A 14730-nucleotide genomic window follows, 5' to 3' on the forward strand; every position below is an offset into this window, starting at 1 on the left:
TGCATCTCCCTACAACTGTAACTATTCACCCCGATGCTAGTGTGTAAAGTAGCCCAGCACAAATAGGGCATTTCTGTCATAGAAAATGCCCTACGTAGCGGAAAGAACACGATCTATCGTTTCGCCTGTCAACAGAAGACACAACGAGTCCCACACGTTTTTTTCGTGCTTGGTGAGTGTGGAAACGATGCTCCTTGCGATGCAAAACGACTGCGCGAACGTTTCCTGACGAAATGTACCCGAGATGTTCTCTTTGACTTTGACCATGCGAAGATCCCGTTCGGCTTGGTTGTTGTCAAAGGGAACGTGAGCTTCACGCAAAAAGCGCAGCGCTTCTTCCTTTCGTTTTTGAAGTCGCCGAACGAAGGAGAGCGCTTTTTTCGGCAACGGTGTCATCCCTTCCAACTGATGTTTGGCTTTCGCGAGTATGCGATCATACACGTGCTCCCAACGTTTCGCTTCTTCTTCAGGAAGAAAGCCACCATGTTGTTCGACCACTTGTTTGGCATTTAATAGAAACGTGGTCATCCGTTTTGCCCATGTATGCCCTTGTTCGATGAATCCTTTCAAGTCACGTAAATGATGGGCATGACAAAGAGCATGTGTGGCTTCGGTGTATCTCGGGTATGTACCGAATGCATCATGCATCATCGTTCCTTTATATCGTGGAAGAATCCCGATTTCATCGGTTGCTTTCTTTCCACGAGAAGCGTGAGGAGCTAAGTACGTATATGCGGATGTACAGGCGACATGAACCCAGGCCTGTTTGCCATCGATCCGCAAGCTCGTTTCATCGACATGCAAGATGTCCGATTGAAGCAATGCTTCCTCGATGATGTCCATGTTTGGTTCGAGTGCTTCGCGTCCTCGTTTGACCATATTGACAAGTGTTCCTGTGCTGATCGGATGTTGATATAGCTCTTCCATCATGTCACGTAAACGTTGATATGGAATCATTTGTATGTTGTATAAATACACGACAAGCGCCGTGATCCGTGGACCATATTGCACATGATTGGTGACGTGTGATGGGAACTCGGCTTGTTGCACGCATCGGCAATGTGGACATGATTTCACTTCGCGTTCATGTTGTGTCACTTCCATCGTCACGGGAGGCAGATCAAACACTTGACGGACATCGACCTTGAACGGTTTTACGTCACGCAAAGAAGACCCGCATCCTTGACACGTATGTACGCGATGGACGACACGATGATGTGGATGTTCCACTTGACGGAGCGTCGTTCCCTCATGTCCCTCCTGTCCGCCAGGCTTTTTGCCAGACGGCTCGCGGGAGGAACGTTTTTTCTCAAAACGGTCGGAAGATGGGGGCAGATGGCTATTAGAGCTGTTTTTTTCGTGCGTGCTTCCAGCTCTTGAACACGATACTTCAGTTGTTCATTTTCTTTGCGTAGCTGTTTGTTTTCTTGACGCAAATGTTCATTTTCTTGAATGAGTTGATGAATGAGCTGCTTTTGTTGTTGGACTTTGCCCATTAAACTCTCAACCGTAAATACAGCTTGTTGTACCGTCAACATGCGATTCACCTCCTTGTCTATCAATATTCACATCATAGACAGGAAAACCAAAAAATATTCAGCTCACTTTATGAGGTGGCTGAATAGTTACTTATGGGTACTATCCAATAGTCTCACGTATCCTTTTTACTTCGCCATTCACGTTTAATTTCTTTGACCTGTAATCTAAAGAAAATGACAATACATAATATAGACACAACCACAAGTACTAAGAAAGACATATAAAGGTCGATAAAGTCAAAAATAGATGTATAAACAAGTATAAGTCCCGATAGTGTAGGGATTATTGCATAAACATAATCGGTGTCTTTCGTCTTGACGATATGAAACAGTTGAAAGTAGATTAGGAACACGAGAAAAAATCCATGTATCTCATAAGCACTCATACTAATCCTCCTAGTTGCCTGCAGCTGAGTACCCTTTTCTAAAACCATTCGCAAATATTGCTATATCGGGTATGAATCCCCATATTCCTATCGCTTTGATCGCTCCTTTAGCTGCCCCTTTAGCTATCGTTTGTGTTGCTGCTTTTTCAAGTATCCATTCAGCCCAATATTCGTGAGATTTTCAGAATCCAGCACCAATAGGGCATTTCCCGTATCGAAAATGCCCTAGGAGGAATGGAGAATCGTTTGGAGAGACTCCCCACTTAGAAGTCGTTGCAACGATTCCCAAACCGGCTTTCCGTGTTTTTGCAGGGTAGAAATGACGCTGCGCATGACACAGAAAGCCTCGGCATCGTCTTCCTGACGAAACGTTCCGGAAATTTTTTGTTTGACTTTCACCATCCGCAAATCGCGCTCGGCTTGGTTGTGGTCAAACGGTACTTCTTTCTTTCGCAGGAAGAGAAGCGCTTCTTGCTTGCGCTTTTCTAGACGCTGGATGAAATTCTGCGCGTTGCGGGCGCCTTCATGCTTGCCTTGTCGGCAACGCTCCTCGAGTTCTCGGCGGCCATTCGCTAGAAGCTCGTCGTACACGGCTTCCCAATACCGGACTTCCTCTTCCGGTAGAGCTCCGCCCGCGTTCTCCACCGCCTGTTTCATCTCTAACAGCGCTTCGGTCATCTCTTTCGACCATGAATGGCCGTAAAGTTCTGTATATGCCCGAAGCTCCCGGAGATGATGGGCGTGGCAAAGCGCATGGCTCGCCTCTGTGTACATCGGGTACACCGAATACGCATCGTGTACCATCGTTCCTTTGTACCGTGGCAAGATCCCGATGTCGTCCGTCGCTTTCTTTCCACGAGAGCGATGAAGTCCGTATCGGGTGACCTTGGCAGTGGAAGCCACGTGCACCCATTGGTTCTTTCCGTTCACACGCAGGCTCGTTTCATCGACGTGCAACGTCTTGGAAGCGAGCAGCGCCGCGTCGATCTCTTTGATCGCTGCTTCTACCACAGGCAGCCACCGTCTCGTCATGTTCACGACTGTGCCTGCACTTATCGAATGATCCACTAGCGCTTTGACCATCTCCGTGACACGCTCGTACGGGATCAACTGCGCATGATTCCAGTATAAAACAAGGGAAGTGATGGCTGGACCGTACTGGACATGATTTGTGACATAAAAAGGGAACTCCGCCTGCTGGACGAGATGACATTCCGGACACCCCTTTACTTCCCGTTCGTGTTGAGTCACTTCCATGCGAACCACGGGAAGGTCGAACACTTGGCGAATGTCTACTTGAAGCGGAGCAACATGTTCTAGAGAGTGACCACATCCTTTGCATTGGGTCACGCGGTGAAGGACTCGGTGGTCAGGGTTTGGTACTTGGCGGAGCGTCGTTCCTCGGTGCCCCGGCTGCCCTCCCGGCTGTTTCTGCGACGGTTGGCGAGAAGGAGATTTCGCCACAAACCGGTCAGAAGACGGCGGCAAATGGCTATGGGTGCTGTTTTTTTTCGTACAGGCTTCTAATTCTGCAATACGTGCTTTCAATTGTTGGGTTTCTTGTCGAAGCCGTTGGTTTTCTTGACGTAGTTGCTCGTTTTCTCGAACGAGTTTTTCAATCGTTTGTGCTTGGCGCTGAATTTTTGCGACCATGCTTTCGAGTGTAAAAACGGCTTGTTGGAAATCAAAAACAACGGTTGCCATCCTTTTCACCTCCCTTGTCTTGGATGGTACTAGTATAGACAAGGGGAACAGAAATAAACCCGATCTCGTAAACTTTTTCTATGTAATGGCTGAACAGTTACTTTTTCAATCCTTCCTACTTCCAATCTCGTTTCTGCTTTAGATTTCTGCATCTCTACTTCTGCTCGTGCATTTTTAGCTCCCTTAATCCCTCCTCCAACAGCCGGGCCTGCCTTACTAGCAGTATTAGCAGCACCACTCCAATTAATTCCATAAGAAGCTGCTACATCCTTTAATCCTTGTTTAATTCCTGATTCAATTCTATTCCATGTAGACATTGCTAACCATCCTTTCCACTAGAAATGAAATGTAGTGATAAGCAATGAATAGTTGTCTTTCATAGAAACATTTATAAGTATAACGTTGAGCTTTCTTATCCATATATGCCCCGCAAAACAGCCGCATCAGCCTCTTATATTTTTTGATCAAAATGATAGCTATAAAAAGTGGAGTGCTTCTTAGCATACGAAAGCCGTTCTCGTCTTATACGAAAAATACCCTCGGTCAGCTTCCTACCATTTAACAAACGCACAAAAAATTTATATTCGTTCGTTCCTTGAACATGCTCTAGAAGCTGTTTATGTTCAAGTAAAATAACATGTGCGAAAGTTCTGTGATAATCTCCTCTCTTTCCAGCTGGTATAACGTCTATATTTCCATATACAAGTTCACGATTATGTTCGATGATAATGACGACAGGCATGTCTCTTTTAATACAAGAAAATTCCATAAAAATACATAGTTCTTGATCGTTTATGCTAAAATCGCGTGTTGGATGCACTGGAAAAAGTACCTCTTGAGCATTTTTTTCCACTCCCATACATGTTAAACATCTAACCAAGTTATATAGATGCAACGAAAAAGTTTAACATATCCTTGATGGAAAAGTCGCTTGTCCATTTTTCAGCTGACGGAAGGACCAAACAACCACCCGCTTCACAGCCCATACATGGGTCTGAAAGTCGCATTGTTCGGTCCCCTGACAGTCGGGATCCAATTCTCGGCAAAAGCTATAAATGTTAAAACTTCAAATTGCATCTATATAGTATCCTTAAAATCCTCATTCATTTTTGCAAATAGGCTGATGTTTATTTCTAGGATTTTTTGCTTCCCAAGGGAAATAATTACTACATTTTCATCCTTCTCATTCCCCTTTTCTATTACATGACCTAAATCAAAAAAACCATCAGTCGACTCGACACAGAAAGAATTTTCTTTGAATTTTACCTCAATCTCCCTTAAAAAAGGTAAATACAATTTCACAGCAAATACACCCAATCGTCGCAATATTCACAATAAAATTTTATCCTTATTTTTTTTTTTTTGTCAATATGTTACGATGAAAAAAGGTAAAATTTGAGTGATTTATCAAAAATAGAAGAAGGGGGCAATGGGAAGCATGGAAATGCTAGTCACTATGTGTTTCGAAGCAATAGGCGCATTGTTAGATTTTTTATTGTTCGGTCAGTTTAGTTATCTCACCGCAAAACGAAAATTAAAACATCTGCAAAAAATAGGAATTATTTCACCACAAAAAACGTTCGATCGAAACACGATAAAACATATGTTAAAAGACCCTAGCATCACTACATATTTATTTTCAAAAACAAACTTCAAAAAACTTTTGTATGACGAAGATATGCAAAAACAATTTCATGAAGCAATACGTCAATATGTATAAATCGCCCATAGGCAAGTATGGGCGATTATGTTTTTTCTTTGTATAAAGATGCGGTTCCAATTAATATAACCCCTGCCAGAAAAAATGAAACGTATGCAACAAGCGACGCAGTCCCTTGGTTTTTCACCCCGATGCCAACAAACGCCCAAACAAATACAAGTGGATATATGTTATCTCGTTGTCGGATCATGAACAAAAAGGCTAAAGCTGTCGCAATGAGTAACATCACGATTGCCCAGAATGCATCAGATAATCCAAATCCATCCCAACTGTTGTATTTTAAAACAAAGGAAATGTTTGCAATCGTTGCAACACTAATCCAACTTAAATAAATAGAAAATGGCAAAAGGTCAAAAAAACGTGGATTCGTACGTTTGACCACTGTATATAACGAGATCAGCGTAAAAAGAAGGAAAAGCATCACAATGACCGAAAAGAAAAAATATTCATAATGCCACACAACAATCCATAACGCATTCAATACACAGCTAATAACAAAAGGGACGAGCGCTTGACGATACATAGGCAAGTCGCGTCGTGAAAAAGGAACTTGTCTTAAAATCCAAATCGCCAGTAAGATGTAAATGAGCCCCCAAATCGAAAACACATACCCTGCCGGAGTAAATAAGACGTCTACTTTTCGCGATATTTCCCCTGTCGTCTGACCATTTAACGGAAGCCGCTCAGCAATGATATTCACAACGACCATAACGACATATGCAATCATATAAATAACAAACCGGCTCATCATCATCCCCCATCTCTTCTTTATACATTTATACTATTCCTCTCATGTGGACACGATAACCGTTGGAAACGAAAAGAGACGGCTTCGTATACCGTCTCTCCTATTTTTCACTCCAAATATCCTTCAATGTCCACTCATCGATAGAAAGGACAGTCACGTCCCCGCCTTCTGCGAACAATTCGATTCCTTGGCTCGTTTCGGATGGATAAATTCTTCCTGTCATCACAAGTCGACCGTCGTTGACAAATAGTTCGACCGATGAGCGGTCGATAAAGAAATGGAACGTAACGACGTCTCCCTGTCTATCTAGCACCCCACGACGAATACCTCCCTCTCCTTTTCCGGAACGGTTTCGGTCAAACGTCACGATGGAGTCTTTCACATCATAACGGAAAATCGTTTCTTCGCTTCCGTCTTCCGCACAGCGCACTTTCACACCAAATGCATTTCCTTGAAAATCAGCTACCGAAAAACGAACGAGTAGCTCTAGTCGATCCCCTTTCCATGGAAGTGTATACGTTCCGCCCTCTTCTTTTACTGAGATCGATTCCAGATGCATATGCTCTTGGCGCAATAATTGTAATTCCGGCACCGGCTTCATTAACAGTTTCTCATCATCTGTCAATTCCAAAAGACGCGGAATCGTTAACGCGCCTGCCCATCCGTGTTGTTGCGTCGGCATTTGCGACTCCCACATGTCCATCCAACCGAACAAAATGCGTCGACCTTTCTCATCTTCAAACGTTTGCGCGGCGTAAAAATCAAATCCTTTATCGAGTTCTTCAAACGTTCCGTGCGCTAGTTTTCCTGTTTCATAGTCAAGCGTACCAACAACATAACCTGTTTGATGAAGATTTTGAAAGCGATCGCCATCTGGTTCAATCCCTTGCGGTGAAAACAACAAAATATCTTTGCCGTTCAAACGGAAAACATCTGGACACTCCCACATATAGCCTAAGCTACCATCACTTTGCGCAATGATATTGACATATTCCCAATGGCGCAAATCGTTCGACTTGTATAAAACGACTTTTCCGTTGTTCCCTTCTCTTGTCCCAAGCACCATATACCAATCGTCGCCGCGTTTCCACACTTTCGGATCGCGAATATGCCCTTGGCAGTCAAATGGTGGCTCAGAAAGCACCGGATTGTTCGGGTCTTTTTCAAAATGGATGCCGTCTTTGCTTGTTGCAATACATTGATATTGTTTCAGTTCCGTTTGCTCCTTGTTCAACCAAACATTTCCAGTGTAAATAAGAGTTAGCACTCCTTGATCATTTACCGCGCTTCCTGAAAAACAGCCGCCTTCGTCGTACCATTCGCTCGGCGCAAGCGCAATCGGTGCACGTTCCCAATGCACAAGGTCTTTACTTTTCACATGCCCCCAATGCATCGGCCCCCACTTTGGGCTGTCTGGATGAAACTGATAAAACACATGGTACTCCCCGTTCCATTGAATGAGCCCGTTCGGGTCGTTCATCCAGTTTATCGGCGCCATAATGTGGTATGCTAAGCGATACGTGCTGTCCATTTTTTCTTTAGCTTGTTGTACTCGTCTTTCTGCTTCATAAATGTGCTTCGTATGTTTCGAGTAACTATTCACCCCGATGCTAGTGTGTAAAGTAGCCCAGCACAAATAGGGCATTTCTGTCATAGAAAATGCCCTACGTAGCGGAAAGAACACGATCTATCGTTTCGCCTGTCAACAGAAGACACAACGAGTCCCACACGTTTTTTTCGTGCTTGGTGAGTGTGGAAACGATGCTCCTTGCGATGCAAAACGACTGCGCGAACGTTTCCTGACGAAATGTACCCGAGATGTTCTCTTTGACTTTGACCATGCGAAGATCCCGTTCGGCTTGGTTGTTGTCAAAGGGAACGTGAGCTTCACGCAAAAAGCGCAGCGCTTCTTCCTTTCGTTTTTGAAGTCGCCGAACGAAGGAGAGCGCTTTTTTCGGCAACGGTGTCATCCCTTCCAACTGATGGTTGGCTTTCTCGAGTATGCGATCATACACGTGCTCCCAACGTTTCGCTTCTTCTTCAGGAAGAAAGCCGCCATGTTGTTCGACCACTTGTTTGGCATTTAATAGAAACGTGGTCATCCGTTTTGCCCATGTATGCCCTTGTTCGATGAATCCTTTCAAGTCACGTACATGATGGGCATGACAAAGGGCATGTGTGGCTTCGGTGTATCTCGGGTATGTACCGAATGCATCATGCATCATCGTTCCTTTATATCGTGGAAGAATCCCGATTTCATCGGTTGCTTTCTTTCCACGAGAAGCGTGAGGAGCTAAGTACGTATATGCGGATGTACAGGCGACATGAACCCAGGCCTGTTTGCCATCGATCCGCAAGCTCGTTTCATCGACATGCAAGATGTCCGATTGAAGCAATGCTTCCTCGATGATGTCCATGTTTGGTTCGAGTGCTTCGCGTCCTCGTTTGACCATATTGACAAGTGTTCCTGTGCTGATCGGATGTTGATATAGCTCTTCCATCATGTCACGTAAACGTTGATATGGAATCATTTGTATGTTGTATAAATACACGACAAGCGCCGTGATCCGTGGACCATATTGCACATGATTGGTGATGTTAAAGCCGATGATAAAATCCCCAATATAGCCGGAATAAAATTCCCCACTTACAATAGAACCATAGTGTTAACGAGAGGAGCTATGGTTCATGATTACGAGAGGGGAATTTTTTATGATCAAAGAGATGTATGAAAGGGGAAGGGTAACTGTTCAGCCATTACATAGAAAAAGTTTACGAGATCGGGTTTATTTCTGTTCCCCTTGTCTATACTAGCACTATCCAAGACAAGGGAGGTGAACACGATGGCAACCGTTGTTTTTGATTTCCAACAAGCCGTTTTTACACTCGAAAGCATGGTCGCAAAAATTCAGCGCCAAGCACAAACGATTGAAAAACTCGTTCGAGAAAACGAGCAACTGCGTCAAGAAAACCAACGGCTTCGACAAGAAACCCAACAATGGAAAGCACGTATTGCAGAATTAGAAGCCTGTACGAAAAAAAACAGTACCAATAGCCATTTGCCGCCGTCTTCTGACCGGTTTGTGGCGAAATCTCCTTCTCGCCAACCGTCGCAGAAACAGCCGGGAGGGCAGCCGGGGCACCGAGGAACGACGCTCCGCCAAGTACCAAACCCTGACCACCGAGTCCTTCACCGCGTGACCCAATGCAAAGGATGTGGTCACTCTCTAGAACATGTTGCTCCGCTTCAAGTAGACATTCGCCAAGTGTTCGACCTTCCCGTGGTTCGCATGGAAGTGACTCAACACGAACGGGAAGTAAAGGGGTGTCCGGAATGTCATCTCGTCCAGCAGGCGGAGTTCCCTTTTTATGTCACAAATCATGTCCAGTACGGTCCAGCCATCACTTCCCTTGTTTTATACTGGAATCATGCGCAGTTGATCCCGTACGAGCGTGTCACGGAGATGGTCAAAGCGCTAGTGGATCATTCGATAAGTGCAGGCACAGTCGTGAACATGACGAGACGGTGGCTGCCTGTGGTAGAAGCAGCGATCAAAGAGATCGACGCGGCGCTGCTCGCTTCCAAGACGTTGCACGTCGATGAAACGAGCCTGCGTGTGAACGGAAAGAACCAATGGGTGCACGTGGCTTCCACTGCCAAGGTCACCCGATACGGACTTCATCGCTCTCGTGGAAAGAAAGCGACGGACGACATCGGGATCTTGCCACGGTACAAAGGAACGATGGTACACGATGCGTATTCGGTGTACCCGATGTACACAGAGGCGAGCCATGCGCTTTGCCACGCCCATCATCTCCGGGAGCTTCGGGCATATACAGAACTTTACGGCCATTCATGGTCGAAAGAGATGACCGAAGCGCTGTTAGAGATGAAACAGGCGGTGGAGAACGCGGGCGGAGCTCTACCGGAAGAGGAAGTCCGGTATTGGGAAGCCGTGTACGACGAGCTTCTAGCGAATGGCCGCCGAGAACTCGAGGAGCGTTGCCGACAAGGCAAGCATGAAGGCGCCCGCAACGCGCAGAATTTCATCCAGCGCCTAGAAAAGCGCAAGCAAGAAGCGCTTCTCTTCCTGCGAAAGAAAGAAGTACCGTTTGACAACAACCAAGCCGAGCGCGATTTGCGGATGGTGAAAGTCAAACAAAAAATTTCCGGAACGTTTCGTCAGGAAGACGATGCCGAGGCTTTCTGTGTCATGCGCAGCGTCATTTCTACCCTGCAAAAACACGGAAAGCCGGTTTGGGAATCGTTGCAACGACTTCTAAGTGGGGAGTCTCTCCAAACGATTCTCCATTCCTCCTAGGGCATTTTCGATACGGGAAATGCCCTATGGGTGCTGGATTCTGAAAATCTCACGAATATTGGGCTGAATGGATACGTTGTACTGTCAACATACGATTCACCTCCTTGTCTATCAATATTCACATCATAGACAGGAAAACCAAAAAATATTCAGCTCACTTTATGAGGTGGCTGAATAGTTACTAAAAAAATGTCAATCCTTTTTTAGAATAAATTGTACATAAAGAAATAAAAAACCACCCCATATGGGATGGCGGAAATGTTGAATGTTCACCCTGCCGCACTTCGATTGTGGTCTCAATGAGCACCACGAACGAAAGTTTCTAATATTCCCCAAGTTAGTCCATAAATTGTCCACAAAAAATATTTTACTCACATTTCCGTGGATTTAAATTTGTCCCGCATAGAAAATACAATTTGTATCGCAATAGCAATTGCTAACAATACCGAAATGATAATACTTAAATGTTTCAAGTCTGAACCAAGATCTCCCCCACCATAAATCAAGCTAAAATAACTGTTTACACCATAAGTTGCAGGAAGCAAATGACCAAGCTCATAATAAAAAGTTGGCAATAATTCACGTGGTACCATCGCTCCTGAACTTGCGATTTGAATTGCTGTTAAAGCAATGTTAAAAATCATACCTGGAATTCCAAATAACATAACAAAAACTTGAGATAAAGCTAAAAAACTAAAGAAAAGAATGGACTGAAATCCCCATAAAACAAAAAAGTTATGATTCAATTCAATATGAAACAGATTCATTAAAAAAATGCTTAATAAAGAGATCCCGAGCGCTAATAGAATAGTAATCATCTGTCTACCAACGAAAAGTGAAAATCGACTATACTCATTAATTAATCTGCCATTTGCAATCTGCAAATATTGGCTAATAAGCATAGCACTAATGTAGGAAGCTAATACGATTAATAACGGAACCATCGTAATAGCAAATCCTTCTTTTTCATTTGTCTTTACTATATTGGCCACTATAGGATTCATTTTCGTATTTTTCTGCACCATATCAACAACTTGAGTAGCTATGTCCTCGACCATCGCTTTCATTTTTTCATCGGGAACTTTTTCTGTGACTAGCTGTGGAATCCTTTTTACCATCTGGTTATTTATTGTTTCTCTAAATTGATAGTTAAGAGCATCATTAATTTTATTCGCTGCTTTTTCCATCATTTGTTTTGTTAAAGTTGGAGTGGCTTGATTAATGTAATAATCGATTGTTATATTCTCATTTACTGTCAATTTTTCTATTATTCTATCAGGGAGATGAATAACCATATTGACGTTTCGTTTATCTAAGGCTTCTAATGCTTGATTTAATTCTTCAAACACTTTTAATCGAAATAAATTTCTATCCTCCAGCTTCTTTATGATTTCTCTCCCCAGCTCACTATCATTATTAACAACCGCTACTGAAAATTGATTTGTTCGATCGTAGACACCATCATAAGCAGTTAGCCATACAGTAACAAATATAAGTTGAAAAGCAATCGCTGCGGCAATTCCCACTAATGTCTCTTTCTGTTTTAAAAAACTTTTAACGATTTTCATCTATGCTCCCTCCCTTTAATACTTAGTTCCTTAAAAGAAAAGTGTCATCATAGATTAAATGACTGACCGTCAGTCTTTATTGAGCAGTATAAGTTGATTTTACGTATGATGTACTAATACATTCTTTATAAAACTCTCTACAGATTTCCAAAACTCTTTAGGTTTTTCCATCATCGGACTATGGCCACTATTTTCAATAACCTTTAGTTGTATCTGTGGATTGAGAGGAATTGAACTTTTCCAATGTTCAATTGGTGAAACTTCGTCTTGATCTCCCCATAATAGTAATATTGGACACTTTATCTTCGGCAAAATTAATTTAGCGTCATATTTATCTGCTTCCTTAGCTAATCGAATCATATTTAGGAAACGACGTCTGTCACTAAAAAACTCAGAAACAAGATCTAGTTGCTCATCAGTGACGCACTGTTGATTTACAAACAACTTCTCTCTTAAATCACCAAACCATTTTTTACTTTCTTCCTTGCTTCCCATTTTGGGAGATCCAATCCCAAGATTAGTGCTCCCCATACCTGGCGCGCAACTGACGACAATTGCGGCCACTTTTTTCGGGATTGATGAAGCTAAATCCATAGCAAGCAAGCCACCTAAAGAATTACCTATAACAATTGCTTTATCTTCAATGAACTCATTCAAAAATTGGATTAACATTTCACGCAACTCACTAATTTTATGGCCATAAGCAGAAAGTGGCTCCCGTAGACGAATAATAGTGTATTCGGTTTTAGAAAAATATGAAGTAACATCTCCCCATATCCAATCCCCAGCAAATAAGCCAGAGATAAATAATATAGGGATTCCATTTCCTTCTGATTTAAAGCTTTTCATACTTTCCTCCCTTCTGTACTGACGGTCAGTCATATAAGTATTATATTCCATTTTTTAATAACATTCAAGTACGTCATTGGCAAAAAACACATATATGCTTATGAATAATTCTCTGATAAACTTTTCAAAGTCATGTCATCACCCTTTTAGTGCCTTTCTCAACAACGAATCAATCGTATGAAGATAGTCATCTATACAGTAATCTGAATGGTAAACAAAACAGTCATGCGCTACATGTTCCACCATACCAACAATTAGTATGGCAGTCATTTCAGCATTCAAATCGCAGTGAAACTCACCTGATTTTTGACCATTTTCGATTAGGCTTTTTAGGAAATTATAGTAGGGAACCCGAATTTCTTTTTCTGCTTTCCACTGTTCGGTCTTAAATGCGCTAACTGCATTAAATATCGGAAAAACATCACGGTAACTTTCCATTACAATAAATGCCGTTTTAATCACTTGGACAAGCTTTTCAAAATAATTTGTCTTCAAGTCAATTACTTTTTCAGCTTCAGAAAGTATTTTCCCCTGCATTTCACGCACTAAGGCGAGAACTAAGTCTAATTTAGAAGGAAAGTATATATAAAAAGTACCTTTTGCAACACCCGCCACTTCAGCTATTTCAGACACTTTTGTATCATCGAACCCTTTCTCCGCCAAAACACTCCTTGCAACAGTTAAAATTTCTTGATAACGTTCAGTTTTTCCAGTCATCTGATACTTCCCCTCCTACTAATATAAAAATAACAGAAAAGAACACCCTTCCTGAGAATTGTACGGAGCAACACAAACAAACTCAGAAAGTGCTTTCCATGAAAAAGCATACCACACTCACGAAAGTGATGCAAAAGGGTTGCAAACTAAAAACGCCTTTTAAAAAGAGAAACCATCTTTCGTATCAACCATACAGCAATAAATACAATAACCCATGGTGTTAGTTGAGTGCTAGCGCCCAACTAACATCACGGGCTTCACTATCTTTTTGGACAACTTCCAAATATGAATTTGTCAGACACGAACGCATTGGAGCAGGTGCTTCCTTGGCCAATCATACTCCCTGTTTCATGTATTGCTTTTCATCTACTAACTAAATAATGATAATACCCCAAGCCTCGACATTCCAAAAGGCGGGGGCTATTTGACCTTTACCAATTTCTTAACTTGATGGCTAAGCGATGGATCACGTATCTATAAAACCAACAGCAACTTCAAAACATATATCAACCCATCACAGATTCAAGTTCCTATGTTTATATTTGTAAATATCTCGCTTTTACCAAAGATTCCAAATACTCATTCAACACTGGGTTACCCTTGACACAATCTGTTGGACTAATTCCTTTAAGCACCTTTAGTTCATGATATAATTTCTCACATCTTGTACCTTGCATTTGAAAACCACTGACATATTGTTTATCTACACTTTCTAAAATAACTGCTATTAGTCTCCCTTCTGAAAAATTAATATATCTAACTTGCAAATCATAATCTTCATCACTCGGTTTCGGCACCAGAAGTTCACCAGTCGCCGTCATCTCCTGAATACATTTTTTCATTCTATCAATATCCGCCTTCTCTTTCTCACTACCTGAATCCGTGACAAACCATCTTTACAATGGATACAACATCCATAAATCCAACAACAAAATCAAAGTCGATGTCACCTTATCACGGATTCAGGATAAAAAATATATGTATGCCGATCATTTTTTTTTTGGAATAAATTTCATAAAAAGAAACAATAAACCACCCCGTATAGGATGTAAAGCTTTAGAGTATCCCCTTTTTAATCCAATACCAGATTCTATATGTTACCAATACATTTACAAACAACAGCCCTAAAAGCGCTAGAATTCAGATGACCAACCTATCAATTTCTGCGACCGAACGGG

General features: G+C 42.4%; 12 protein-coding genes and 2 pseudogenes. 2 read left to right on the top strand and 12 right to left on the bottom strand.

The features are described 5' to 3' along the window. Positions 1–90: 90 nt before the first annotated feature. From tnpC (LG52_RS11125) to LG52_RS11145, 5 genes and pseudogenes are all read right to left on the bottom strand, one after another. Positions 91–1538 (bottom strand): annotated as a pseudogene (gene tnpC, locus LG52_RS11125) (IS66 family transposase). Positions 1539–2149: 611 nt separating this feature from the next. Then, a complete protein-coding gene (gene tnpC, locus LG52_RS11135) occupies positions 2150–3628 on the bottom strand; it encodes an IS66 family transposase (RefSeq protein ID WP_044731982.1) in 1479 nt (492 codons plus the stop codon). Between the two features lie 29 nt (positions 3629–3657). Continuing rightward, on the bottom strand, positions 3658–3945 hold the full coding sequence (locus tag LG52_RS19085) for a hypothetical protein (RefSeq protein ID WP_075261912.1): 288 nt from the start codon (positions 3943–3945) through the stop codon (positions 3658–3660). 134 nt (positions 3946–4079) lie between these two features. Next, a complete protein-coding gene (locus LG52_RS11140; RefSeq protein ID WP_231584456.1) occupies positions 4080–4487 on the bottom strand; it encodes a hypothetical protein in 408 nt (135 codons plus the stop codon). Positions 4488–4705: 218 nt separating this feature from the next. Continuing rightward, positions 4706–4930, bottom strand: coding sequence for a hypothetical protein (locus LG52_RS11145; protein WP_231584457.1), 225 nt, complete (start codon positions 4928–4930; stop codon positions 4706–4708). A gap of 136 nt (positions 4931–5066) precedes the next feature. Here LG52_RS11145 and LG52_RS11150 point away from each other — a divergent pair, with 136 nt between their 5' ends. Further along, on the top strand, positions 5067–5348 hold the full coding sequence (locus tag LG52_RS11150; RefSeq protein ID WP_231584458.1) for a hypothetical protein: 282 nt from the start codon (positions 5067–5069) through the stop codon (positions 5346–5348). 25 nt (positions 5349–5373) lie between these two features. Here the strand turns inward: LG52_RS11150 and LG52_RS11155 are convergent, their stop codons facing one another. From LG52_RS11155 to tnpC (LG52_RS11165), 3 genes and pseudogenes are all read right to left on the bottom strand, one after another. Then, positions 5374–6096 carry a TspO/MBR family protein gene (locus LG52_RS11155; RefSeq protein WP_044733218.1) on the bottom strand — a complete coding sequence of 241 codons (723 nt, stop codon included), beginning with the start codon at positions 6094–6096 and terminating at the stop codon, positions 5374–5376. A 100-nt stretch (positions 6097–6196) separates the two neighbouring features. Next, the gene (locus LG52_RS11160; RefSeq protein WP_231584459.1) at positions 6197–7627 is read right to left on the bottom strand and encodes a glycoside hydrolase family 32 protein; all 1431 of its coding nucleotides are present in this window, start codon (positions 7625–7627) and stop codon (positions 6197–6199) included. Positions 7628–7760: 133 nt separating this feature from the next. Beyond that, positions 7761–8696 (bottom strand): annotated as a pseudogene (tnpC, locus tag LG52_RS11165) (IS66 family transposase); the annotation flags it as partial. Between the two features lie 243 nt (positions 8697–8939). Between tnpC (LG52_RS11165) and tnpC (LG52_RS11170) the strand changes: the two are divergent. Continuing rightward, positions 8940–10418 carry an IS66 family transposase gene (tnpC, locus tag LG52_RS11170; RefSeq protein ID WP_044731986.1) on the top strand — a complete coding sequence of 493 codons (1479 nt, stop codon included), beginning with the start codon at positions 8940–8942 and terminating at the stop codon, positions 10416–10418. Positions 10419–10789: 371 nt separating this feature from the next. Here tnpC (LG52_RS11170) and LG52_RS11175 read toward each other — a convergent pair whose 3' ends face one another. The 4 genes from LG52_RS11175 to LG52_RS11190 form a co-directional block, all read right to left on the bottom strand. Beyond that, positions 10790–11986, bottom strand: coding sequence for a YhgE/Pip domain-containing protein (locus LG52_RS11175; protein ID WP_044731987.1), 1197 nt, complete (start codon positions 11984–11986; stop codon positions 10790–10792). Positions 11987–12085: 99 nt separating this feature from the next. Beyond that, positions 12086–12835, bottom strand: a complete 750-nt coding sequence (locus LG52_RS11180) for an alpha/beta fold hydrolase (RefSeq protein ID WP_044731988.1) — start codon at positions 12833–12835, stop codon at positions 12086–12088. Between the two features lie 138 nt (positions 12836–12973). Continuing rightward, a complete protein-coding gene (locus tag LG52_RS11185) occupies positions 12974–13552 on the bottom strand; it encodes a TetR/AcrR family transcriptional regulator (protein ID WP_044731989.1) in 579 nt (192 codons plus the stop codon). A 536-nt stretch (positions 13553–14088) separates the two neighbouring features. Next, complete coding sequence (locus LG52_RS11190) at positions 14089–14394, bottom strand: hypothetical protein (RefSeq protein WP_052524500.1); 306 nt, start codon at positions 14392–14394, stop codon at positions 14089–14091. Between the last annotated feature and the right edge of the window lie 336 nt (positions 14395–14730).

Source organism: Geobacillus kaustophilus (genome assembly GCF_000948285.1).
In the GTDB taxonomy this organism is placed as follows: domain Bacteria; phylum Bacillota; class Bacilli; order Bacillales; family Anoxybacillaceae; genus Geobacillus; species Geobacillus thermoleovorans_A.

Bases quoted from the DNA above. Each gene is read 5' to 3' on its own strand.
- tnpC (WP_044731982.1), bottom strand. From the start codon at position 3,628: ATGGCAACCGTTGTTTTTGATTTCCAACAAGCCGTTTTTACACTCGAA.
- LG52_RS19085 (WP_075261912.1), bottom strand. From the start codon at position 3,945: ATGTCTACATGGAATAGAATTGAATCAGGAATTAAACAAGGATTAAAG.
- LG52_RS11140 (WP_231584456.1), bottom strand. From the start codon at position 4,487: ATGGGAGTGGAAAAAAATGCTCAAGAGGTACTTTTTCCAGTGCATCCA.
- LG52_RS11150 (WP_231584458.1), top strand. From the start codon at position 5,067: ATGGAAATGCTAGTCACTATGTGTTTCGAAGCAATAGGCGCATTGTTA.
- LG52_RS11155 (WP_044733218.1), bottom strand. From the start codon at position 6,096: ATGAGCCGGTTTGTTATTTATATGATTGCATATGTCGTTATGGTCGTT.
- LG52_RS11160 (WP_231584459.1), bottom strand. From the start codon at position 7,627: ATGGACAGCACGTATCGCTTAGCATACCACATTATGGCGCCGATAAAC.
- tnpC (WP_044731986.1), top strand. From the start codon at position 8,940: ATGGCAACCGTTGTTTTTGATTTCCAACAAGCCGTTTTTACACTCGAA.
- LG52_RS11175 (WP_044731987.1), bottom strand. From the start codon at position 11,986: ATGAAAATCGTTAAAAGTTTTTTAAAACAGAAAGAGACATTAGTGGGA.
- LG52_RS11180 (WP_044731988.1), bottom strand. From the start codon at position 12,835: ATGAAAAGCTTTAAATCAGAAGGAAATGGAATCCCTATATTATTTATC.
- LG52_RS11185 (WP_044731989.1), bottom strand. From the start codon at position 13,552: ATGACTGGAAAAACTGAACGTTATCAAGAAATTTTAACTGTTGCAAGG.
- LG52_RS11190 (WP_052524500.1), bottom strand. From the start codon at position 14,394: ATGAAAAAATGTATTCAGGAGATGACGGCGACTGGTGAACTTCTGGTG.